The organism is Marmoricola endophyticus, assembly GCF_014644415.1.
Taxonomy (GTDB): domain Bacteria; phylum Actinomycetota; class Actinomycetes; order Propionibacteriales; family Nocardioidaceae; genus Marmoricola; species Marmoricola endophyticus.
In genome coordinates this window covers 2,617,217-2,639,489 of record NZ_BMKQ01000001.1, presented here as the reverse complement: position 1 = coordinate 2,639,489, position 22,273 = coordinate 2,617,217, and the positions used below count along the sequence as shown (strand labels likewise).

Sequence of the window (22,273 nt, the reverse complement as noted above, 5' to 3'; positions counted from 1 at the left end):
TCATCGTGCTCGCGTGGTCTGCCGGCCTGCTCGGCCCGCACGTCCACCCCGCTCCCCCGCGCCACGTACTCGGGCGCGGGGAACCGGAGAAGTCGTACGGAACGACTCAGGAACCGCCGCCGGCGGACATGATGTTCTGCGAGATCTGGTCCAGCTGGGTACGCAGCTCCTCCAGCTCCTGCTTCGCCTTGTCCAGCGCCGAACGGGTCTCCGGCCACGTCGAGGACCGGAACTTCTCCGCCAGCGGCCCGTCCCACACGTTCGGGTCCGACAGCGTCTTGCCCTGCGCGTCCATCTGCGTGATCTGGTCGGTGAACCCACCGGTGATCAGCGTCCGCAGCTGCTGAATGGCCGTCTTGGCCTCCGGGGTCGACAGCACACGAGTCATGGGATGAAACCTCCTCCACGCCCCGCAGGGCGAATCCGGTCGAACGTCTGTGGAGGGCATCCTTCCCACTCGGTCGCCCGGTCAAACCTCCACCGAGGAGATCAATCTCACTCCTCGGTGACGAGCGGCACCGGCGCCGCAGCGCGTGGAGCCCTCAGTCCCGCATCCCCTTGAGCCGGCGGCTGACCGCCTGCTCGGCCTCGCGGTCGGCGTCGCGGGCGCGCAGCGTCTGGCGCTTGTCCCAGTCGCGCTTCCCGCGCGCGACCGCGATCTCGACCTTCGCGCGTCCGCCGGAGAAGTACAGGCTCAGCGGCACCACCGTCAGCCCCTTCTCCCCCACCTGCCGCTCGATGTCCTCGATCTCCTTGCGGTGCAGCAGCAGCTTGCGCTTGCGGCGTGACCACTCGCTGAGATCACCACGGCGCCCGGGCCGGCCGCCACCGGGCATCCGCGAGCTCTGGGAGTACGGGGGGATCTGCACCTGGTGCAGCCAGGCCTCACCGGCGTCGACGTCGACGAACCCGTCGACCAGCGACGCCCGCCCCATGCGCAGCGACTTCACCTCGTCGCCGACCAGCACGAGCCCGGCCTCGTACGTGTCGAGCACCTGGTAGTCGTGGCGCGCCTTCTTGTTGCGCGCCACCACCAGCTCCCGCTGCTCGCTCTTCACGCACCCGATCGTCTCAGGCGCGCGGCGCACCCGGCACCCGGATTCCGTCGGACGCAGCCTCGACGGGTGCACGAGCCGGCCGGCGGCGCTACCGTCAAGTGGACCAGGGGGTGAGGGGAATGATCGTCACCATCTCGGCGTCGTACGCCGCCGGCGGGAGCGAGCTGGGCCCGCAGGTGGCCCAGCGGCTCGACCTGCCGTTCGTGGACCGCGCCATCCCGGTCGCCGTGGCCGACGAGCTCGGCGTCTCCGTCGAGGAGGCGACCGCCGTCGCCGAGGACACCGGCAGCCGACTGTGGGACGCCTTCGCCTGGATGTCGCCGCTCGGCGGGCTGCCACCGACGCTGGCCGACGGTCACGGCACCGGCGAGCGCGAGCTGATCGCGGCGACCGAGGCGCAGCTGCGGCGTACGGCCGACGAGACCGGTGCGGTGATCCTCGGCCACGCCGGCGCCGTCGTCCTCGCCGACCGGCCGGATGCGCTGCACGTCCGCCTCGACGGCGCCCCCGAGGGCCGGATCGCGGCGGCGGTGCGTCAGCACGGGATCAGCGCCGAGGACGCCGCCGCCCAGCTGCGCACGAACGACAAGCTGCGCTCGGGCTACGTCAAGCACTTCTACCGCGCCGACTCCGCCGATCCCGCGTTCTACGACCTCGTGATCGACACGGTCAGGGTCGACTGGGCGCGCGCGGTGGACCTGATGGTGCTCGCCGCGACGAAGTGACGGCTGCGCGGTCGGTGCGCGCAGCGCGCCGCGCACTGCCGGGTCGGCGTACGCACCGGTAGCACGTACTCTGGGTGGAGATTTAGTAGGACGTCCAACCAAATCTTCCCGGAGGACCCGATGGCCGAGCTGCACACCCCTTCCCACCCGGTGCGGTTCGTGACCGCGGCGAGCCTGTTCGACGGGCACGACGCCTCGATCAACATCATGCGGCGGATCCTGCAGAGCCAGGGCGCAGAGGTGATCCACCTCGGGCACAACCGGTCGGTGGCCGAGATCGTCGACGCGGCCGTCGAGGAGGACGTGCAGGGCGTCGCGATCTCGTCGTACCAGGGCGGGCACGTGGAGTACTTCGAGTACCTCGGCCGGCTCCTCGCCGAGCGCGGTGCCGGCGACGTCCAGGTGTACGGCGGCGGGGGCGGCGTCATCGTCGCCGACGAGATCGCCCGACTCAAGGACGCCGGCGTCACCATCTTCTCGCCCGAGGACGGGCAGAAACTCGGGCTGCCGGGGATGATCAACACGATGATCGAGGCCTGCGACCTCGACCTGTGGGAGCAGGAGGGCACCACCGCCGAGGCGGTGCTCTCCGGAGACCGCCGCGCGCTGGCGCGAGCGATCACCGGCGCCGAGACCGGGCACCTCGACGAGGAGTTCCTGAGCGCGATCACGGCGGCAGCCGACGCCTCGTCCGCGCCGGTGCTGGGGCTGACCGGCACCGGCGGGTCCGGGAAGTCCAGCCTCACCGACGAGCTCGTCCGCCGCTTCCGCCTCGACCAGCAGGACAAGCTCCGGATCGCGGTCCTCGCCGTGGACCCGACCCGCCGCAGGGGCGGCGGCGCCCTGCTCGGCGACCGGATCCGGATGAACGCCCTGCGCGAGAACGACGGCGAGTCGCCGGTCTACTTTCGCTCGCTGGCCACCCGTGGCGCGAAGGAGACGCCGGAGCAGCTGGAGACCGTGATCGCGCTGCTCAAGGCGGCCGGCCACGACCTGGTGATCGTCGAGACACCCGGTATCGGCCAGGGCGACGCCGGGATCGTGCCCTTCGTCGACGTCCCCGTCTACGTCATGACGCCCGAGTTCGGGGCGGCCTCGCAGCTGGAGAAGATCGACATGCTCGACTTCGCCGAGGCCGTCGCCATCAACAAGTTCGAGCGGCGCGGCGCCAAGGACGCGCTGCGCGACGTCGGGCGGCAGATGGTGCGCAACCAGGAGGCGTTCGGGAAGAAGCCCGAGGAGATGCCGGTCTTCGGCACCTCGGCGGCGACGTTCAACGACGACGGCGTGACCGCGCTCTACCAGCACCTCGCCGGTCTGCTGTCCGCCAAGGGCCTCGACCTGGCCGACGGCGTGCTGCCGCGGGTCGACGTACGGTTCTCCAGCCACGACGCCCAGCCGGTGCCGGCCGAGCGCGTCCGCTACCTCTCCGAGATCAGTGAGACGGTCCGCGGCTACCACGCCGACACCGCCGACCTGGCCGCACGAGCCCGTCGTGCCCAGCGGGTCGCCGCCGTGGCCGAGGAGCTGCCCGACGATGAGGCGGTCGCCGGGCTCCTCGCGGACGCCCGGGAGGACCTGCCGCGCGAGACGCGCGAGCAGATCGAGCAGTGGCCCGACGTCGTGGCGTCGTACTCCGGCGACGAGCAGACGGTGACCGTCAGGGACAAGGAGATCGTCACCCGGCTGACCAGGGAGTCGCTGTCCGGCTCGCGCATCCCGAGGGTCGCGCTGCCGGCGTACGACGACCACGGCGAGCTGGTCTCGTTCTGGCGCCGGGAGAACCTCCCCGGCTTCTACCCCTTCACCGGCGGGGTCTTCAAGTTCAAGCGCGACAATGAGGACCCGGCCCGGATGTTCGCCGGCGAGGGCGACCCGTTCCGTACCAACCGCCGCTTCAAGCTGCTCAGTGAGGGCCAGCCGGCAACGCGCTTGTCGACGGCCTTCGACTCGGTGACGCTGTACGGGCGCGACCCCGGGCTGCGCCCCGACATCTACGGCAAGGTCGGCACCTCCGGGGTCTCGATCGCGACGCTCGACGACATGAAGGCGCTCTACGACGGCTTCGACCTCTGCGCGCCGACGACCAGCGTGTCGATGACCATCAACGGCCCGGCGCCGACGGTGCTGGCGTTCTTCCTCAACACCGCGATCGACCAGCAGATCGACGCGTTCCGCGAGCGGGAGGGCCGCGACCCGGGCGAGGAGGAGACCGCGATGCTCGCAGCCGAGGCGGTCTCGCAGGTCCGCGGCACGGTGCAGGCCGACATCCTCAAGGAGGACCAGGGGCAGAACACCTGCCTGTTCTCCACGGAGTTCAGCCTCTCGATGATGGCCGACATCCAGGAGTGGTTCATCGAGCACGGGGTGCGCAACTTCTACTCCGTGTCGATCTCCGGCTACCACATCGCCGAGGCCGGGGCGAACCCGATCAGCCAGCTCGCGTTCACGCTCGCCAACGGGTTCACCTACGTCGAGTCCTACCTCGCCCGCGGCATGCACGTCGACGACTTCGCCCCGAACCTGTCCTTCTTCTTCTCCAACGGGATGGACCCGGAGTACTCCGTCATCGGCCGCGTCGCCCGACGGATCTGGGCGGTGGCGATGAAGGAGAAGTACGGCGCCGGCGAGCGCGCGCAGAAGCTGAAGTACCACGTCCAGACCAGCGGGCGCTCCCTGCACGCGCAGGAGATGAGCTTCAACGACATCCGGACCACGCTGCAGGCCCTGATCGCGCTGTACGACAACGCGAACTCGCTGCACACCAACGCCTACGACGAGGCCGTGACCACCCCGTCGAACGAGTCGGTGCGCCGGGCCCTCGCGATCCAGATGATCATCACCAAGGAGTGGGGCCTGTCGATGAACGAGAACCCCCTCCAGGGCTCGTTCGTCATCGACCAGCTCACCGACCTCGTCGAGGAGGCGGTGCTCGCCGAGTTCGACGCGATCAACGAGCGCGGCGGCGTCCTCGGCGCGATGGAGACCGGCTACCAGCGCGGGCGGATCCAGGACGAGTCGATGCTCTACGAGCAGCGCAAGCACGACGGGTCGCTGCCGATCGTGGGGGTCAACACGTTCCGCAACCCCGCGGCCGACGACGGCACGCCCGACCACGTCGAGCTGGCCCGGGCCACCGAGGAGGAGAAGAGGTCCCAGCTGGACCGGGTCACCGCCTTCCAGGAGGCGCACCGCAGCGAGGCCGAGGAGGCTTTGGCGCGTCTCAAGGACGCCGCCGTCGCCGGGGAGAACGTCTTCGCCGTGCTGATGGATGCCGCCCGGGTGTGCTCGCTGCAGCAGGTCACCGAGGCGTTCTTCGAGGTGGGCGGCGAGTACCGTCGCAACGTCTGAGCGCCGGCCGGGCGGAGCTTGCGACGCCCGGCCGTAGCGCGAAGAGGTTGAGCCATGTCGGCTCCCGCCGAGCCCGCGAGGCGGGAACGACACGAGTCGAAATCCGAGGACCAGACGGAGCTCGTGAAGCCTGGCCGTGGCGAGGATCGCGGCGGTGACGAGCTCGACCTCCGGTGGTCACCGACGACCGGGACCACGGAGGTCGAGCCTGTCGAGACCTCTTCCGCCCCGCCCCCAACGTTCACCCGGGGTTCGCCGGGCCGTCAGTAGCGAGGAGTCCGATGGGCCCCATGCCCGATCCCGACATCCGCTACAACGTGAACCTTCCGCTGACGGTCGACGAGATGACCGAGTGGAACGCCGGCGAGCTCAAGCGTCACCGCGTCACGCGCCGTACGGCGCTGCGGACCGCGACGATCGGAGCCGGCAGCATCACCGCCGCACAGTTCGGCCTCGCCCAGAAGGCGTTCGCCGCGGGCGGCGGCAGGGCGGGACCGGTCGGGGTGGTCGTCTCCGGGCGCCACCTCTCCTTCGCCCCCGACACCTTCGGCCTGCGCGACTCCGCGATGGCGCTGACCGCGCAGCTGGTCAGCCGGACCGGCAAGCTGCCGAAGACGCTGCGGGCCTACGTCGAGGTCGGGCAGTCGCCGGGTCACTACGGGCAGCGCTACGAGGCCGAGATCGTGCACCTCGTCGGGCAGTACGTCGTCCCGAACGGCCCGGCGGGCAGCCAGTTCTACCTCAAGGGCCAGATGACGGGCCTGCGTCCGGACCGCGTCTACCACTACCGCGTCGTGCTCAACGACGGGACGGCGACGGGCGACGCGTACTTCACCACCGCCCCGACCTTCCGGATCGGCCGCCGCCACGTGGTCGACGTGCCGCGTCCGTTCACCTTCACCGCCTTCGCTGACGTCGGCACGAACAACGCCCCGACCGACCCGCGCTTCGCCTGGGGCAACGACCCGGCGTCGGTCACCGGCAACGGGGGCACCTGGGCACGCGGGGTCTTCGACGACAACTACTACTCCGCCACCGACCCGGTCGCCGGGCCGGGCGGCACCGACCCGACGCCCGCGGTCACGATGACCAACCTGATGGCCCGGCAGAAGCCGGCGTTCACGCTGCTGGCCGGCGACATCTGCTACGCCGACCCGGGCGGCAGCGGGCTGCCGGCGGACAACACGATGCCGACACCCAAGGGCAAGAACGCCTACAACCCGTACGTCTGGGACGTCTTCCTCGACCAGATCGAGCCGCAGGCGGCGTTCTCGCCGTGGATGTTCGCCACCGGCAACCACGACATGGAGCCGCTGTACGGAGCGACGAGCTACCTCGGCGACTCCGCCTCGCACGGGTACGCCGGGCTCCAGCACCGCCTGGACCTGCCGAAGAACGGCCCGAAGACCTGCCCGTCGGTCTACCGCTTCGTCTACGGCAACGTCGCGGTGATCTCGGTCGACGCCAACGACCTCTCGGCGGAGATCCAGACGAACACCGGCTACTCCGACGGCGCGCAGCTGTCGTGGCTCGAGTCGACGCTCAAGGAGTGGCGCACCGACCCGGAGGTCGCCCCCGGCATCGACTTCGTGGTGGCGTTCTTCCACCACTGCGCGTACTCGACGACCGACAACCACGCCTCCGACGGCGGCGTGCGCGACGCGCTCGACCCGCTGTTCAGCAAGTACCAGGTCGACCTCGTGGTCCAGGGCCACAACCACCTGATGGAGCGCACGGACCCGATCAAGAACGGGCAGCGCACCAAGGCGGCGCCGGACCGCTCCACGATCGAGCCGGCGCTCGACGGGGTGACGTACCTCTGCGTCGGCTCGGGCGGACGCCCGCGCTACCCGTTCCGCCCCGCCCCGAGCACGACCGCTCCGGCGCCGGCCGGGGTCGAGCCGAGCGGACCGCAGGCGCTGCCCGAGGGTCAGCGCTACCGCGGCTACCGGCCCGCGGGCGGCAAGAACTCGGCCGAGAACAACACCGAGAACGTCGCCAACTCCTACGTCTGGGCCAAGGGCGACAGTGCACTGAGCAGCAGCGGCTACCCGACCGGGGTCAAGGTCCCCGAGACGGTCGACTGGTCGCAGGTGAGGTACGACGACTACGCGTTCATCGCCGTCGACGTCGTCCCCGCACCCCACGGCCAGTCGACGACGTTCACGATCCGCACGATCGCCGACGCCCTGCCGGGCACCGGCCGCCCGCAGACCGAGATCGACCGCCTGACCCTCAAGCGCACCGCGGGACGAGGCGCGATCACGAGCTGACGGACGCCGAGGCCGCCGCCAGGGGCCCCCGACCGGCGGAGATACCGTCACTGCCGTGACCCACCCGTCGTACGCCGAAGCGTCCTCGCTGCCCCTGGTCCACGAGCAGACCGTGCCTGCGGAGTTCATCGACCAGAACGGCCACATGAACATCGTCCACTTCTTCTCCCTCGGCTCGCACGGGGCGTGGAGGCGGCTGCAGGACCTCGGGATGGGAGAGGACTACATCGAGCGCCGCGGGTCGTCGTTCTTCACCGTCGCCCACCACATCGACTACCTCTCCGAGCTGCGCGAGGGGCAGCGGCTGACCGTGCACTCCGGGGTGGTCGAGCGCAACGACAAGGCGGCCCGGTCGCTGGCCCTCGTCCTCGACCCCGAGCACGAGCGGCTCGCCTGCGCACTGGAGGTGAAGGTCGTCCACGTCTCGATGGAGACCCGGCGGGCCAGCACGATCCCCGACGACATCGCCGCCGCCCTCGACACCGACGTCGCGGACCACCCGTGGCTGGTGACACACGCCACGGGCCTCACCCTGGCTCGCTGATCGCCGTCCCGGGTGGGACCATGACCCACGTGACCAACCAGCCGACGTACGACGAGCTCCAGGCCCTCCCCGTCCACCTTCCCCAGAAGGTGCCCGCGGCGTTCGAGGACGTGAACGGCCACCTCAACATCCGGCACTACGTCGGCATCGCCAGCGAGGGGCTCGACGAGTCGCTGACCGAGGTCGGCATCCCGCAGCAGTGGCCGACGATCTCGGGCGAGGGCGTGTTCACCGCGGAGCACCACATGTCGTACCTCAAGGAGCTCCGGGTCGGCGACCGGCTCTCGGTACGCGTCAGGCTGATCGGTCGCTCGGAGCGCGCCGCGCACGTGCTGGTCTACCTCGTCGACGAGACCCGCCAGCAGCTGTCGTACGTCATGGAGGAGATCTTCCTCCACGTCGACATGGAGTCGCGCCGCACGGCGCCCTGGCCCGCGGACGTCGCCGAGGCGATGGACAAGCAGATCGCCGAGCACAAGGCCCTGGCCTGGGAGCCGGTCCTCAGCGGCGCGATGCAGCTGCGCTGAGCCTGTCGGGCGCACCGTGGGGTGAATCACCTTTTAGGTAAGGTAAGCCTTACCTAGACTGGTTGGGCATCTGACGAGAGGAACGCCCGTGCCCCGCCCGCCCCGTGTCGCCGTCATCGGCGCCGGCCCTGCCAGCATCTACGCCGCCGACATCCTCACCACCGCTCACCCCGGCGCGAGCGTCGACGTGATCGAGCGGCTGCCCGCTCCGTACGGGCTGGTCCGCTACGGCGTCGCCCCCGACCACCCGCGGATCAAGGAGATCGTCAAGGCGCTGCGCCGCACCCTGAGCAAGGACGGCGTGCGGTTCGTCGGCAACGTCGAGTACGGCCGCGACCTCAAGCGCGACGACCTGACGCGCTTCTACGACGCGGTCATCTTCGCCACCGGGGCGATCGAGGACCGCGAGCTCGACATCCCCGGGGTCGAGCTGCGCGGCAGCCACGGCGCGGCCGACTTCGTCTCCTGGTACGCCGGCCACCCCGACGCCCCGCGGGACTGGCCGCTCGAGGCGGAGTCGGTGGCGGTGATCGGCGCCGGCAACGTCGCGCTCGACGTGGCCCGGATGCTGGCGAAGCCCGCCGACGAGCAGCTCACCACCGAGATCGCCGACAACGTGCACGCCGGCCTGCGCGCCAACCGCGCGAAGGACGTCCACGTGTTCGCGCGCCGGGGTCCCGCGCAGATCAAGTTCAGCCCGATGGAGCTGCGCGAGCTCTCCCACTCCCCCAGCGTCGACGTCCTCGTCACCGAGGAGGGCTTCCAGATCGACGAGGCCGGACAGGCGGCGATCGCGGCGTCCAAGGCCACCCGGCTGGTGGTCGACACCCTGCTGAAGTACCTCGAGGCGACCCCCACCGACGCCCCGCACCGGATCCACCTCCACATGTGCCAGGCACCGGTGGCGATCCTCGGCGACGGCCGGGTCGAGGGCCTGCGCACCGAGCGCACCGAGCTCACCGGCGACGGGAGGGCCCGTGGGACCGGCGAGTACGTCGACTGGGACGTCCAGGCCGTCTACCGCGCGGTCGGCTACCGCTCGAGCCACCTCGCCGATGTGCCGTTCGACCACGTCGGCGGCGTGATCCCCCACGACGCCGGCCGCGTGCTCGACCTCGACGGCTGCGCCCTGCCGGGCCTCTACGCCACGGGCTGGGTCAAGCGGGGGCCGGTCGGGCTGATCGGGCACACCAAGTCGGACGCTTCCGAGACGATCGCCAGCCTGACCGCCGACCTCGACGGTCTCGTACCCGCCGCGGAGCCGGACCCGGACGCCGTGACCGAGCACCTGGCCGCGGTCGGCTGCGAGCCGGTCCTGTGGGAGGACTGGGAGCGCTTGGAGGCGCACGAGATCGCGCTCGGCGAGGTCGCGGGACGCGAGCGGATCAAGGTGGTCCCGCGCGAGGACATGCTGCGCGCCGCCCGGGGAGCCTCTGACTGAGGTCGTGTGCCCCACGACGGTCCCACGAGCGTCGTGAGGCACACGACCTATGCGTCCAGGGCAAGCGCGGCGGCCGCGGCGAACAGGTCGGCCACGTCGTGCCCGGCCGCAGCGGCCATGACGGCCACGACACTGGCCCGGGCGAAGGAGTTGTAGAGCCCCGCCTCGAGGAACCACGGCCGCCCCTCGGGGTCGACGCGGAAGTCGAACAGCCCGTAGTGGCGGCAGCCGAGCGCGCGGTAGGCCAGCCGGGCCGCCTCCCCCACGGCTGCGTTGACCGGGTCGTCGGCGGGCACGATCCACGCGTGCTCGTCGTCCTTGGCCACGAGACGCAGGTCGCCGGCGTCGTCACGGGCCAGCTTGTCGGCGGCGTCGCGGATCGGCTTGCTCGCGGACTCGACGGCGTACTCCTCCAGCGGGAGGACCTCCAGGTGGTCGCCGCGGTCGACCACACCGCAGCGCACCTCGCGGCCGAGCTCGACGTACCGCTCGACGAGAACGTCGGGGCCCACCTCCCGGGCCGCGGCGAGTGCGGCGTCGTACTCGCCGGGGTCGCGGACGAGGGCCACCCCGGCGGAGTTGTCGGCGGCGGCCGGCTTGACCACGACCGGCGGCGCCAGCGTGGGCTCCTCCCCCGGTCGGAGCACCTCCCCCGCGGGCACGTCGCCGCCGGCGGCGGCGACCACTGCTCGCGCAAGGGGCTTGCTGGTCCCCAGCGTCATCGTCTCGGGCCGGTTGCCGACGAAGGGGACGCCGAGCAGGTCCAGCAGCGCGCGGTACGTCGTCATCCCCGCCGGGCAGAACATCTGCGGCAGGGCGAGGTCGACCTGCAGGCCCCCGATGCGCGCGAGCGCGTCGGGCAGCGCGAGCACCGGCGCGGCTCCCAGCGCTGCCGGGCTCAGGTCGTCGGGGAAGGACCAGCCACCGCCCGGGGCCACGTGCGCGACCAGGTGCACGAAGCGGGCGTCGGCCAGCGCCTGCAGCGCGTCCCGGGCGTAGAGCCGCGAGAGGTCGGCGTGGAAGTCGTCGGTCGGCGAGCCGACGAGGTGCAGCACGCGCAGCGCGTCAGTCACCGCCGGCCTCCACGAGCTTGCCGATGTTGACGTCGACCCGCACGAAGTCGCCACCGCGGACCAGGCAGCGCACCAGGAGCCACGGGATCTGCAGGTGGTGGACGGCCAGGAACGGCAGCGGGTCGTCGACGTCGAAGATCGCGTCCCGCCCCTCGCGGACCACCCGCCAACGCTGCGGCAGCGTGCCCGGGTGACGCAGCAGTCGCCAGGCCTCCTGGTAGGTCCAGTACGTCGGCCGCGCCCCGGCGAGCGGCTCGATCGCCGCCTCCCGCTCCTCGAGGTACGCCGGCGCCAGCCGCGCGTCCCCGGCGAACAGCGTGATCGCCGAGTGCGTGCGGGGGTTGCACTCGATCCCCTTGACGGTGCCGTCGGCCTGCTCGATCAGGTCGAACGAGAGCTGTCCGGTGGTCCCGGTGCCCTCGCAGAACCGCTCGACCCAGGCCCGGACGGCGGGCTTGTCGACGGTCTCGTAGTTGAGCTGGAAGGCCGAGGAGGCGCAGCAGGTGTAGACCTGAAGCCGTCCGTCGCGAACGGTGCCGTGGGTGCAGTACTCCCGCCCCTCGACCAGCTCCTGCAGGATCCACGGGTGGTCGGCGCTGATCGGCTTGGAGCGGGCCAAGGCCGCGGTCTCGGGCGCGGTCGGCCGAGGCAGGGGGGTCAGGTCCAGCCGGTTGACCGGGTCGTAGTCGAGGTTCTTCAGCACGTAGCGGCGACCGGGGTGGGCGGCGAAGTCGAAGGCGACGACCTCTTCGGGGTCGCTCACCCGGTGCGTCTCGGGCACGGCGAGGCCGAGCGAGTGCGCCAGCTCGGCGAAGCGGGCCTTGTCGTCGACGGCCTCCAGCGTCTCCGGGTCGGGGTGCAGCACCTCGCAGCCGAGCACAGCCTTGGCGCGGGCGTCGTACCGGCTGGACACGGGACTGCACACCGGGATCACGACGTCGACGCCCTCCTCGCGGACCAGCTCGCGCAGCGCGAGGGCGTAGGAGGGGTCCGTGGCGTCGGGGATCGTCCGGAAGGCGTCGACGGCGCGCGAGAAGCGGTGCCCGCTCAACCGGTACGTCGGCGACTCGGCCAGCACGACACGGTGCCCGGCGGCGTGGAAGGCCCGCGCCAGGGTCAGCGACTTGGTCATCTTGCCGCCGGTCAGCAGGACCGTGCGGCGCCGGGCGGGCGTCGCGGGCGTGGGCCGACCCCGTACCGCTCCGCGGGCCAGGGCCGCGCCGGTCAGGACGAGGTTGGCCGGGAGCGCGGTGGTGAGCAGCGCGAGCGCGCCGAGCGTGCGTGCACGGGCGCGCAGCCTCATGCGTACCCCGTGGCCATACCGCGGTGCATCACCCGGTCCCCGACGACGCCGGAGTGGTCGGCCTGGTGCAGCACGCAGCCGTTGTCCCACATGACCACGTCGCCGGGTGCCCACGCGTGGCGGTACACGTTGTCGGGCAGCGTGGAGTGCGCGTGCAACATCGCCACCAGGTCTCCGGCCGCCTCCTCGGAGAGGCCGGACACGGCGGTGCAGCGGGCCGGCGTGGAGAGGTAGAGCGTCTCCCGGCCCGAGACCGGGTGCCGCCGCACGGCGGGGTGCCACGCCTCGACCTCGGCCCCCTCGGCAGGCTGGACGCCGGTGACCCGGTGCCTGATCGTGCGTCCGGCCAGGTCCGCACGCACCTCCTCGGGCAGGGTCTCCAGGGCGCGGTACTGGTTGCTGAACAGTGTCTGCCCACCTTGCGCAGGCACCTGCACGGTGCGCAGCGCGGTGTACGCCGGCGGCGCGGCAACGTAGCTGGTGTCGACGTGGAAGGTGCTGCGCGGCGGCGTGGTGCGCCCGACGTTGCTGATCACGTTGAGATCCGGGTGGCCGTCGACGGGGGTCTCGCCCTCGGTGAAGACCGGATCTCCGAAGAGCCGGAGGAAGGCCTCGAAGGCCTCGTCGTCGACGTGCTGGTCGGACAGCACGACGACCCCGTGCTCGGCCAGCAGGTCGACCAGCGCGGCGACGGTGCTCGCGTCGAGGTCACCACCGACACGGACGTCGCTCACCCGCACTCCGATCGGAGCGAGCGGCTCGGCCCTCACGAGGCGGCCACCGAGCCCGGCTCCGTCCGCATCAGCAGCGTCACCCCGTCACGTACGGGCAGCACCACCTGCTCCACGCGTGGGTCGTCGGCGACCGCGGCGTTGAAGGCGGCCACCGCCTCGCCGTTAGGCGTGCTCGACCCGAGCCACGGCTCGCCCTGCATCAGCGTGTTGTCGACGACGACCAGCGCGCGCTCGCTGAGCAGGTCGAGGTCGAGCAGCTGGTGCAGGTAGCCGAGGTAGCCGGCCTTGTCGGCGTCGAGGAAGACCAGGTCGAAGCGCTCTCCCGCGAGGCCGTCCAGCGTCCGGTCCGCCGGCCCGACCCGGACGTCGATGCTCACGCCGGCCGCGTCGAACGCCTCGGTCGCCAGCGCGGCCGCCAGCGGGTCGACCTCGCAGGCCACCAGCCGCCCGCCGGCCGGCAGCGCCTGCGCCATCGCCAGGGCCGAGTAGCCGGTGAACATCCCGATCTCGAGCACGGATCCGGCGCCGGTCGCCCGCACCAGGGTGCGCAGCAGCTGGCCCTCGACGTGGCCCGAGAGCATCTCGGCCTCGAGGGGTCCGGCCCACTCCGTCTCGATCGTCCGCTGCTCCAGCGCCTCGAGCGCCACCGAGGCCGGCGTGGTGACCGAGGCGACGTAGGCGTCCAGGCCGGAGGCCAGGTCGTGCGCCCTGGCCAGCCGCTCCCGCCACCGGTCGTCGGCCGGCGGCGCCGTGCGGACCAGCTCCTCCAGCTCTGCGGCAAGCAGCGACACGGGAGTGACCGGGCGCAGGTCCACCCGGCTCCCGGAGTCGCTCACGTGGGGTCGGCGTCGCCGACGAACGCCGAGACGCCGTCGCCGCCCCGCGGGTACGTCGACACCAGCTCGCGGTGGGCGGCCAGCGCGTCGCCCAGCTCGGTGACGTCGACGTCGTTGAGGAACAGGCAGGTGCCGATCGGCCCGGGCACCGCCGCCCGCAGCAGGCCGTCGCGGGTCTGCAGGATCGAGGCCGTCGCCCGCTCGAGGACGTCGTGGGTCAGGTGCGGGCTGTCCAGAGCGAGGCCGAGGGAGCTCATCAGCCCGAGCACCCGGTCGCGCTCGGCGGCGCTGACGTGGCCGCGTCGCTCGGCCAGCGTCGTCGAGAGCGCCATGTCGATGCTGATCGCGTGACCGTGGAAGAACGGCACGTCCGGCTCGAGCTCCAGCGTCGGGCTCCAGGTGTGCCCGAACGCGATCACCCGGTCCAGGTCGAGCTCGTGCAGGTTGGGCACCTCGAGCTCGAGCATCCGCTGGATGGAGCGATAGGTGAGGGTGTGTGCCGCCTCACGGAGCTCCGCGGTCCCACCCTCGGCCTCCAGGTGGCCGAAGTGCGTGGCCAGCAGGTCTTCGCCGTACTTCTCGAGCAGGTCGAAGCTGGCCGCGTCACCGACCGTGGTGATCTTGACCAGCTCGGCCATGCCGTTGCGGACCTGATCGGTGGGCAGGGTGGCCAGGAAACCGAAGTCCAGCAGCACCGTCGAGGAGGCGTGGTACGCGCCGAGCCGGTTCTTGTACTTCTTGTGGTTGACCGCGACCTTGATCGAGACGCTGGCGTCGATCAGCCCGATCAGCGTCGTCGGGATCCGCACGTAGGGAGTCGACCGACGGAAGGCCGCGCACGCGAGGCCGGCGATGTCGGTGGTCAGCCCGCCGCCGACGACCAGCGCCGGCTCCTTGCGGACCAAACCTGTCTCGGCGAAGAAGTCCACGATCCGCTCGACCGTCGACCAGGTCTTGCGGGTCTCGTCGAGCTCCAGGGAGAGGACCGTCAGCGGGATCCGGTGGTGCTCGAAGTAGGCGCGGGCGGCGTCGCCGTACAGCTCCTCGACGGCGCTGTCGACCACCATCACGCACCGACCCCAGGGCCGGTAGAGGTCGGCCAGCTCGGTCGACGAGGGGTCGAAGACTCCGTCGACGTACTGCAGCGTGTAGTCGATCTTCTCGTACGCCTCGACTCGGAACGAGCGCTCGTGCGCCTGCAAAGAGGCGCTCGGCGAGGCGGCAGCGGGTGCGGGTGGGGTCACGGTCTGGCTCATCGCGGTGGCTCCTGCCTCAGGCGACCAGGTCGGCGGTCAGGTGGTCGACGGTCCGCTCGGCCCCGGGGAACTCCAGTGCCGCGGTGTTCGCGTTGGGGAAGGCGATGCAGCGGACACCGGCGACCGTGGCGGCGGTGAGCCCACCGGGGTTGTCCTCGACCGCGACGCAGTCCTCGGGCAGCTCCCCCAGCCTCTTCATGGCGTAGGCGTACACCGCAGGGTCTGGCTTGGGCACCTCGACGTGGGTCGCGTCGACCACCAGGTCGAGGTCATCGGCGGACAGCTCGGGCAGCGCGTCCAGCAGCGCCGCGACGTTCTCGGGCGAGGTGGTGGTCACGAGGGCGACCTTCACGCCCTTCTCACGCGCCGCGGCGACGGTCTCCATCACCCCGGCCCGCGGCTCGACACCGTCGGCGAGCGACTCGCGGAACAGCCGCGACTTGGTCGCGTGCACCGCCTCGGCGTCCACGTCCTCGCCCCGCTCGGCGGCGTACGCCGCGACGCGGTCCCGACCTCCGTTGGTGCCCAGCAGCGACCGGTACTCCTCCCGGTCCCACCGCCAGTCCAGGCCGTGCTCGGTGAAGGCCCGGTTGAAGGCCTGGCGCTGGAGCTCGGAGGTGTCGGCTACGGCGCTGATGGAGCCGAGAAGCAGTGCGGTCATCGAAGTGGGCCTCCGTGGGTGTCGAGACGTGGGACGGCCCGCCGCGAGGCGGGCCGCTCGACCGACACTGTCGGATCCGGGGCCGGCGGCCACCACCCCTGGGGAGAGGCGGGGCGAGGTTCACCCTCAGCGGTGGCCGCCGGGCCCGGTGGGGTGGTGCGGGGCGGCCGAGCGCGCCGGGCGGTCCGGCCCGGCGCACCCGGCGTCGCCCTACTTCTTGAACGCGTCCTTGACGTTCTCGCCCGCGTCCTTCAGCGAGGAGGAGGCCTGGTCCTTCTTGCCCTCGGCCTTCAGGTCCTTGTCGTCGGTGGCGTCACCCACGACCTCCTTGGCCTTGCCGAGGGCGTCCTCGGCGGCGTTCTTGGCCTTGTCGGCGAGTCCCATCGTGCATCTCCTTCGTGTCGGTTGACGACCGGCAGTCGACACCCGGCGTGCGGTGCCGCCGGTCGACTTACAGTGTAAGCACGTGATTGACTTACAACGTAAGCACCCCGAGAAGAGGACACACCATGACGTCGAGCCCGGAGCACCACCAGCCCAGCACGAAGGAGACCAGGCAGAGGGGCGAGCGCGAGTTCGGCGGCATGAAGCCGTTCTGTGCCTTCTTCGGGTGGCTGACCGCGAGCGGGATGCTCGTCCTGCTGACGGCCCTGCTGGCCGCGGCCGGCCTCGCCCTGGACCTGACCGACACGCTGGACGCAGGCTCGCGCGATGCCGAGACGATCGGATGGGGTGGTGTGGTCGTCGTCCTGGTCGTCGTGTTCGTGGCGTACTACTGCGGCGGGTACGTCGCCGGCCGGATGGCCCGCTTCGACGGGCTTCGCCAAGGGGTCGCCGTGTTCGGCTGGGCCGTGCTCGCCGCGATCGTCGTCGCGGTGCTGAGCGCCATCGGCGGAGCGAAGTTCGACGTCCTGCAGAAGATCGACTCCTTCCCGCGGCTCCCCACGGACCTCGGCGAGACCACGGCACTGGCTGCCGTCCTGCTGGTCGGTGTCGTCGTCGTCAGTCTCGTGGCGGCGATGCTCGGCGGGCTGGCGGGCATGCACTTCCACCGGACCGTGGACACCTCGGTCGTCGGTCGCTGACCGGCACGGTGCGTACGGTGGGTCAGCCGACGGCCGCCACCGCGCGGCGCCGGGCGTCCGCCGTACGCACAGCGAACCTGCGGAGATGACGTGAGCAGCGACCCGGCCGACGGCCCGCCCGAGGATGCCGACGCAGCCGCCGTCCGCGGCGAGGAGGCGCCCTCCGAGCGCGTGCCGCTGGAGCGCTCGCGCATCGTCGCCACGGCGCTGAAGCTGGTCGAGGAGATCGGACCCGGCGCCCTCACGATGCGACGGCTGGGCCACGCGCTCGGCGTCGAGGCCATGAGCCTGTACCGCTACGTGCCCGGCAAAGAGGATCTCTTGGACAGCCTTGTCGACGCCCTGATCGAGACGATGTACGCCGACGCGGACGTCATCTCGGCCCCGCAAGACGGGTGGCAGGACTTCCTGCAGCGGATGGCCCACGGCGTGCGTCGCGTGGCGCTGGCTCACCCGCAGGCCTTCCCGCTGGTCGCCTCGCGCCCACCCGAGGCGCCGTGGCTGCGGCCGCCGCTGCGCAGCGTCGACTGGGTCGAGAGCTTCGTGGTCGGCCTGCGGTCCGAGGGCTTCAGCCGCGAGGCCACGGCCGCGGCCTACCGAGCGTTCACCAGCTTCCTGCTGGGCAGCCTGCTGCTCGAGGTCGCCTCGCTGGGCGCCGACGTCGGCCCGCTCGACGTGGTGGAGGACACGACCGAGAACCCTCGACTGGCTGACTACCCGCAGGTGCGAGACATGCGCGACCTGCTGGCCGAGGACCATGCAGCCGAGGAGTTCGAGCTCGCGCTCGAGGACCTGCTGGACCGCATCCGCCGGATCAAGGTCGACCTCGCCGACACCGACGACTGACTCGAGGGCACCGACCGCGAGTGCGCCGTCCGGCGATCGCGGGCGATGATCAGGTGATGCACGACGACCTGGGAGCCGACGTCCCGCTCGAGCGACCCCCGCGCCGCGTGGTGAGCCTCGTCCCGTCCCTGACCGAGACCCTGGCCCCGCTCGGGGTCGTGGTCGGTGCGACCGACTGGTGCACCCACCCGGCCGACCTCGACGTACCCCGCGTGCGCGGGACGAAGAACCCCGACCGCGCAGCGATCCTCGACCTCGCGCCCGACCTGGTCGTGGCCAACAAGGAGGAGAACCGCGAGCTGGACGTGCGCCGGCTCCGCGAGGCCGGCGTACCCGTCTGGGTCACCGACATCTCCACGGTGCCCGAGGCCCTCGCCTCGATCCGGCGTCTCGTCGGCGACGCGCTCGGCCTGCCCGTCCCCGGCTGGGTCGACGAGGCCGAGCCGCTGTGGGCGCGTCCGCCGGGCGGAGCGCTGGCCGGGCAGCGGGTCGTCGTACCGATCTGGAGGGACCCGTGGATGGCCGTCGGCGGTGACTCCTTCACCTCCGACGTGCTGCGCCGGCTGGGCGCGGAGAACGTGCTCGACGACGCGGCCCGCTACCCGACGGTCGAGCTCGTGGACATCGACCGCGTCGGGGTGCTGGCACTGCTCCCCGACGAGCCGTACGCCTTCGCCGCCGACGACGGCCCCGAGGCGTTCCTGCACGCCGAAACCCGGCTCGTCAGCGGGCGGCTGCTGACCTGGTACGGCCCGTCGCTGGTCGAGGCACACCTGACACTGACCGGAGAGGACCCCCGATGAGGCTCAAGCTCTACGCCGACCGTCCCGTCCGTCGTACCTGGCAGGTGCTGCTCGACCTGGCCCTGGTGGCCTGGGTCTGGTTCGCAGTGGCGCTGGCCCGCAAGGTCCACGACGTGACCCTCGGCCTGGCCACCCCGGGCCGCGAGGTCGCGTCGTCCGCGGGCGGGCTGGAGGAGAACCTGCGCTCGGCCGGTCGCCGGGTCGCCGGGGTGCCGCTGGTCGGGGACGACGTCCGCAAGCCCTTCGACGGCGCCGGCGCGGCCGCCGCCCAGCTCGCCGACGCGGGCCGCAGCCAGGTGCACGCGGTGGAGAGCCTGGCCTTCTGGCTCGGCGTCGCTGTCGCCGTGATCCCGGTCGTGATCGCCCTGAGCTACTACCTGCCGCCACGCGTACGGTTCGTCCGCCGGGCCACCGCCGGGCAGCGCTTCCTCGACTCCGGCGCCGACATCGACCTGTTCGCGCTGCGCGCAATGACCCAGCAGCCGCTGCACGTCCTGGCCCGGGTGGACCCGGACCCGGCCGGGGCCTGGCGGCGCGGTGACCGTGCGGTCATCGAGCGGCTCGCCGACGTCGAGCTGAAGGACAGCGGCCTGCGACTGCCCGCACGCCTGACGGGACCGCCACGTCGCTGATCAGCCGTCGCCGGGCTCGCGGGAGTGGTGGTAGGCGTCGAGAAAGACGTGCGCGACGTGCGCGTCGGTCAGCCGGTACACCGCCCGACGCCCCTCGCGCTCCACGCTCACCAGCCCGGCGAGACGCAAGGTGCGCAGGTGCTGGGAGACCAGGGGCTGGGAGACCCCGAGCGTCTCGACCAGCTCGCCCACCGAGCGCTCGTGCTCGGTGAGCCGGTGCACGATCGCGGCGCGAACGGGCACCGCGAGCGCCGCGAAGAGCTCGGCGACAGGGCCGAAGTCCTCCTCGAGGTCTCTACGGTGCGCGTCCGTCGCCACGACGTGGGACGAGCTCAGTGCTCGTCGTAGTGGCCGTCGTGCTCGGCGTGCTTGTGACCGTCGTGGACGTAGTCGACGTGGTCGCCGTGCTGAACGGTCTCGTGACCGCAGTCGGGGCCGTGGGTGTGGTCGTCGTGGGCCTCGTGGACCGCGTGCTGCTCGCTCATGGTGCTCCTCGGGATCGGGTGCGGCGGAGTTGCCGTCGGCACATATAAACATATGCGCATGCGTCATCGCTACTCGCGGTGCATGAAGTCGCGGCGAGGGGGTCACCGGGTGAAGGTGACGAGCAGACCCCGAGCCCTGGTCGTCGGCGCGAGCATCGCGGGACCGGCGGCGGCGTACTGGCTGACACGGGCCGGGTACGACGTCGTCGTGCAGGAGCGCGCACCGGGCCCTCGGCCGGGCGGACAGAACGTCGACGTCCGCGGCGCGGCCCGGGAGGTCCTGCGCCGGATGGGTCTCGAGGAGGCGGTCCGCGCCCGCAACACCGGCGAGGTCGGGACGCGCTTCGTCGACGAGACCGGCGCCGCGGTCGCCGAGCTGCCGGTGGTCGAGGGCGACGCCGGCGGGCCGACCGCCGAGCTGGAGATCCTCCGCGGGGCGCTGGCCGAGGTGCTGGCCGGCGGCTGCCCCGACGCGGTCACCTGGCGCTACGACGACCACGTGGTCGCGCTGGATCAGGACGGCGACGGGGTCGACGTACGCCTCGCGTCGGGCGCCGCCGAGCGCTACGACCTCGTCGTGGTCGCCGACGGGGTCCGCTCGCACACCCGGGGGCTGCTGCTCGACGAGGAGGAGGTCGAGCTGGACCACCTCGGCATGTCGATCGCGTTCGGCACGATCGCGCGTACCGATGCCGACGACGACTGGTGGCGCTGGCTCAACACCCCGGGCTCGCGGCAGGTGCAGCTGCGTCCCGACGACGAGGGCACGATCCGCGCGAGCCTGGCCTTCCTCTCCGACGAGTCGGCGCTGGCCGGGCGCACCACCGACGAGGTCCGCGCCGACCTGCGGCGCCGGTTCGCCGACGTCGGGTGGGAGACCGGCCGGGTGCTGGACGGCTTCGACGCCGACGACGCGCTCTACGCCGACGATCTCGCCATGGCCCGCTGCACCACGTGGTGGCGCGGCCGGGTCTGCCTGCTCGGCGACGCCGCGTGGTGCGTGACCCCGATCGGCGGGGGCGGCACCTCACTGGCGCTCGTCGGCGCGTACGTGCTCGGCGCGATGCTCGACCGGCACGACGAGGTGGAGGTGGCGCTCGCGGCGTACGAGGAGTGGATGCGGCCGATGGTCGAGCGGGCGCAGCACCTGCCGCCCGGCGTACCCCGCCTCGCGGCACCGCACTCGCGACTGGGCGTCTCGGTGCTGCGCCAGGCGATGAAGCTCGCCGCGAGCGGCCCGGTGCAGACCGTGGCCGGGGCGATCCCTATCGCGGAGCCGCACCGCGACCTGCCCGAGCCCGCTGGCGGCACCGGCCGCGAGGCGTGACCTGCCGGTTCACCACGGTATGCCGGGAGTATCGGGCGAATCGGGCACTCGTTCGACCTCACCCACGACGAACTGACGCTTCCCACGGCGTACCCGTCGTGGGGAGTGACAGTTCACCGAGGGCGGCGCGGGTCAGGACTGCTGGACCTCGTCGGCCTCCAGCAGCCTCCTGAGCCGCTCGAGGTCCGCGGCGACCGAGGCGGCGTCGCGGTCCAGCTCGGCCTCGCTCATCGCCAGCTGCCGCACGGTGAACAGCACCTCCGAGCCGTCCGGGTGCGCGAGGACGCGGAGCGGGTTGAGCACCCTCTCCCCGCTGGGCAGGCGTACCACGTGGTCGAGGACTCCCAGGTCGTTCGTCGGCGCGAAGCGCACCTCCACCCGACCCATCGGGGAGTCGACGATCACCCCGTCGGCGCTCGTGTCCACCTCTCCCTGCGTGAGGCCCGCCGCCCAGCGCGGCAGGTTCTCGGGGTCACGGGCGTACGCGTAGACCTCGCCCGGGCCCCGCCGGACGACCACCGAGACGTGACGACTCTGCACGAGACCAGCGTAGGCGCCGAACCACCCCCAGGCATGTTTGGCGTGACGTCGGTTACCGCCAGCGTCTAGGCCCCGACGGGGCCGCTGGGAGGAAACCCATGAGTACTACCACCATCGTCATCATCGTGGTCGTGGTCGTCGTGGCACTGATCGTGATCGGCCTGCTGGCCAGTGCTGCCGTCAAGAAGAAGCGCCAGGTCCAGCACGAGCAGGCCGAGAAGCTGCGCGCGGACGCCGCGGCGCAGGAACGGACCGTGCGCAAGCACGAGGCCGGTGCCGCGGAGGTCGAGGCGCAGGCCCGAAAGACGCGGGCTGCGGCCGACGAGGAGGCCGCCCGAGCCCAGCGCGCCGAGGCGGAGGCCGCGGAGCGCGAGCAGGCGGCGCGGGCGAGCCGGGCGGATCAGCAGGAGAAGCTCCGCAAGGCCGACGAGCTCGACCCACACACCGACGAGAGCCGCACGGAGCGTGGCCGCGGTGACGTCGCCGCGCCCGGCACCACCGCCCGGGACCACCGCACGACCGACGACGGACTGCGCGGCGATCCCACCGACCCCGCCCACCGCACCACCGGCGAGAAGGTCAAGGACACCCTCGACCCCCGCCGCGACGGCGACACTGGCGCCTACGACCCGCCCGGCCACCAGGCCGGCGCGACCCGAGAGGGCCGCACACCCGACGACGGCCTCCGCGGAGACCCCACCGACCCCGCCCACCGCACCACCGGCGAGAAGGTCAAGGACACCCTCGACCCCCGCCGCGACGGCGACACCGGC

24 protein-coding genes are annotated in these 22,273 nt (G+C 72.0%); 12 read left to right on the top strand and 12 right to left on the bottom strand.

Features of this window, described 5'->3' with window-relative positions; translation table 11 throughout:
* Positions 1 to 106: 106 nt before the first annotated feature.
* Both IEX42_RS12965 and smpB read right to left on the bottom strand, forming a co-directional pair.
* The gene (locus IEX42_RS12965; RefSeq protein ID WP_188779502.1) at positions 107 to 388 is read right to left on the bottom strand and encodes a pyrophosphorylase; all 282 of its coding nucleotides are present in this window, start codon (positions 386 to 388) and stop codon (positions 107 to 109) included.
* A gap of 154 nt (positions 389 to 542) precedes the next feature.
* A complete protein-coding gene (gene smpB, locus IEX42_RS12960; RefSeq protein ID WP_188780142.1) occupies positions 543 to 1,058 on the bottom strand; it encodes an SsrA-binding protein SmpB in 516 nt (171 codons plus the stop codon).
* A 119-nt stretch (positions 1,059 to 1,177) separates the two neighbouring features.
* Here smpB and IEX42_RS12955 point away from each other — a divergent pair, with 119 nt between their 5' ends.
* From IEX42_RS12955 to IEX42_RS12930, 6 genes are all read left to right on the top strand, one after another.
* Positions 1,178 to 1,783, top strand: a complete 606-nt coding sequence (locus tag IEX42_RS12955; RefSeq protein WP_188780141.1) for a cytidylate kinase-like family protein — start codon at positions 1,178 to 1,180, stop codon at positions 1,781 to 1,783.
* 120 nt (positions 1,784 to 1,903) lie between these two features.
* On the top strand, positions 1,904 to 5,134 hold the full coding sequence (gene icmF / locus IEX42_RS12950; protein ID WP_188780140.1) for a fused isobutyryl-CoA mutase/GTPase IcmF: 3,231 nt from the start codon (positions 1,904 to 1,906) through the stop codon (positions 5,132 to 5,134).
* A gap of 290 nt (positions 5,135 to 5,424) precedes the next feature.
* Positions 5,425 to 7,407 (top strand): purple acid phosphatase family protein, encoded by a 1,983-nt coding sequence (locus tag IEX42_RS12945; RefSeq protein WP_188780139.1) that lies wholly within the window; start codon positions 5,425 to 5,427, stop codon positions 7,405 to 7,407.
* Positions 7,408 to 7,462: 55 nt separating this feature from the next.
* Complete coding sequence (locus IEX42_RS12940) at positions 7,463 to 7,951, top strand: acyl-CoA thioesterase (protein WP_188780138.1); 489 nt, start codon at positions 7,463 to 7,465, stop codon at positions 7,949 to 7,951.
* 29 nt (positions 7,952 to 7,980) lie between these two features.
* Positions 7,981 to 8,478, top strand: coding sequence for a thioesterase family protein (locus tag IEX42_RS12935; RefSeq protein WP_188780137.1), 498 nt, complete (start codon positions 7,981 to 7,983; stop codon positions 8,476 to 8,478).
* Positions 8,479 to 8,566: 88 nt separating this feature from the next.
* Positions 8,567 to 9,919, top strand: a complete 1,353-nt coding sequence (locus IEX42_RS12930; RefSeq protein WP_188780136.1) for an FAD-dependent oxidoreductase — start codon at positions 8,567 to 8,569, stop codon at positions 9,917 to 9,919.
* Between the two features lie 47 nt (positions 9,920 to 9,966).
* On the opposite strand, the gene IEX42_RS12925 is transcribed toward IEX42_RS12930, so the two are convergent.
* The 7 genes from IEX42_RS12925 to IEX42_RS12895 all read right to left on the bottom strand — a co-directional run bounded on the left by IEX42_RS12925 (position 9,967) and on the right by IEX42_RS12895 (position 16,166).
* Complete coding sequence (locus IEX42_RS12925; RefSeq protein ID WP_229660845.1) at positions 9,967 to 10,992, bottom strand: D-alanine--D-alanine ligase family protein; 1,026 nt, start codon at positions 10,990 to 10,992, stop codon at positions 9,967 to 9,969.
* Positions 10,985 to 12,295 (bottom strand): ATP-grasp domain-containing protein, encoded by a 1,311-nt coding sequence (locus IEX42_RS12920; RefSeq protein ID WP_188780135.1) that lies wholly within the window; start codon positions 12,293 to 12,295, stop codon positions 10,985 to 10,987. Before IEX42_RS12920 ends, IEX42_RS12925 begins: the two co-directional genes overlap by 8 nt.
* Positions 12,292 to 13,065 carry a TauD/TfdA dioxygenase family protein gene (locus IEX42_RS12915; protein ID WP_188780134.1) on the bottom strand — a complete coding sequence of 258 codons (774 nt, stop codon included), beginning with the start codon at positions 13,063 to 13,065 and terminating at the stop codon, positions 12,292 to 12,294. The genes IEX42_RS12920 and IEX42_RS12915 overlap by 4 nt, the downstream gene beginning before the upstream one ends.
* Complete coding sequence (locus tag IEX42_RS12910; RefSeq protein WP_229660843.1) at positions 13,062 to 13,865, bottom strand: O-methyltransferase; 804 nt, start codon at positions 13,863 to 13,865, stop codon at positions 13,062 to 13,064. The genes IEX42_RS12915 and IEX42_RS12910 overlap by 4 nt, the downstream gene beginning before the upstream one ends.
* On the bottom strand, positions 13,862 to 15,121 hold the full coding sequence (locus tag IEX42_RS12905; protein ID WP_188780133.1) for a sedoheptulose 7-phosphate cyclase: 1,260 nt from the start codon (positions 15,119 to 15,121) through the stop codon (positions 13,862 to 13,864). Before IEX42_RS12905 ends, IEX42_RS12910 begins: the two co-directional genes overlap by 4 nt.
* 16 nt (positions 15,122 to 15,137) lie before the next feature.
* Positions 15,138 to 15,782, bottom strand: a complete 645-nt coding sequence (locus IEX42_RS12900) for an HAD family hydrolase (protein WP_188780132.1) — start codon at positions 15,780 to 15,782, stop codon at positions 15,138 to 15,140.
* A gap of 210 nt (positions 15,783 to 15,992) precedes the next feature.
* Positions 15,993 to 16,166 (bottom strand): CsbD family protein, encoded by a 174-nt coding sequence (locus tag IEX42_RS12895; RefSeq protein ID WP_188780131.1) that lies wholly within the window; start codon positions 16,164 to 16,166, stop codon positions 15,993 to 15,995.
* A 125-nt stretch (positions 16,167 to 16,291) separates the two neighbouring features.
* On the opposite strand from IEX42_RS12895, the gene IEX42_RS12890 reads away from it, so the two are divergent.
* From IEX42_RS12890 to IEX42_RS12875, 4 genes are all read left to right on the top strand, one after another.
* Positions 16,292 to 16,867, top strand: coding sequence for a hypothetical protein (locus tag IEX42_RS12890; protein WP_188780130.1), 576 nt, complete (start codon positions 16,292 to 16,294; stop codon positions 16,865 to 16,867).
* Between the two features lie 90 nt (positions 16,868 to 16,957).
* Positions 16,958 to 17,713 carry a TetR/AcrR family transcriptional regulator C-terminal domain-containing protein gene (locus tag IEX42_RS12885; RefSeq protein ID WP_188780129.1) on the top strand — a complete coding sequence of 252 codons (756 nt, stop codon included), beginning with the start codon at positions 16,958 to 16,960 and terminating at the stop codon, positions 17,711 to 17,713.
* 56 nt (positions 17,714 to 17,769) lie between these two features.
* Positions 17,770 to 18,516, top strand: a complete 747-nt coding sequence (locus tag IEX42_RS12880) for a helical backbone metal receptor (protein WP_188780128.1) — start codon at positions 17,770 to 17,772, stop codon at positions 18,514 to 18,516.
* A complete protein-coding gene (locus IEX42_RS12875) occupies positions 18,513 to 19,148 on the top strand; it encodes a hypothetical protein (RefSeq protein WP_188780127.1) in 636 nt (211 codons plus the stop codon). The genes IEX42_RS12880 and IEX42_RS12875 overlap by 4 nt, the downstream gene beginning before the upstream one ends.
* Here the strand turns inward: IEX42_RS12875 and IEX42_RS12870 are convergent, their stop codons facing one another.
* Both IEX42_RS12870 and IEX42_RS12865 read right to left on the bottom strand, forming a co-directional pair.
* The gene (locus IEX42_RS12870) at positions 19,149 to 19,466 is read right to left on the bottom strand and encodes an ArsR/SmtB family transcription factor (RefSeq protein ID WP_188780126.1); all 318 of its coding nucleotides are present in this window, start codon (positions 19,464 to 19,466) and stop codon (positions 19,149 to 19,151) included. It lies immediately after the preceding gene.
* A gap of 14 nt (positions 19,467 to 19,480) precedes the next feature.
* The gene (locus tag IEX42_RS12865) at positions 19,481 to 19,633 is read right to left on the bottom strand and encodes a zinc transporter permease (protein WP_188780125.1); all 153 of its coding nucleotides are present in this window, start codon (positions 19,631 to 19,633) and stop codon (positions 19,481 to 19,483) included.
* 115 nt (positions 19,634 to 19,748) lie between these two features.
* Here IEX42_RS12865 and IEX42_RS12860 point away from each other — a divergent pair, with 115 nt between their 5' ends.
* Positions 19,749 to 20,960: an FAD-dependent monooxygenase gene (locus IEX42_RS12860; protein ID WP_229660842.1), complete on the top strand. Its 1,212-nt coding sequence runs from the start codon at positions 19,749 to 19,751 to the stop codon at positions 20,958 to 20,960.
* Positions 20,961 to 21,092: 132 nt separating this feature from the next.
* Here IEX42_RS12860 and IEX42_RS12855 read toward each other — a convergent pair whose 3' ends face one another.
* On the bottom strand, positions 21,093 to 21,500 hold the full coding sequence (locus IEX42_RS12855; protein ID WP_188780123.1) for an SRPBCC family protein: 408 nt from the start codon (positions 21,498 to 21,500) through the stop codon (positions 21,093 to 21,095).
* 98 nt (positions 21,501 to 21,598) lie between these two features.
* Here IEX42_RS12855 and IEX42_RS12850 point away from each other — a divergent pair.
* The coding region (locus IEX42_RS12850) for a hypothetical protein (RefSeq protein WP_188780122.1) at positions 21,599 to 22,273 on the top strand (675 nt) is incomplete at its 3' end.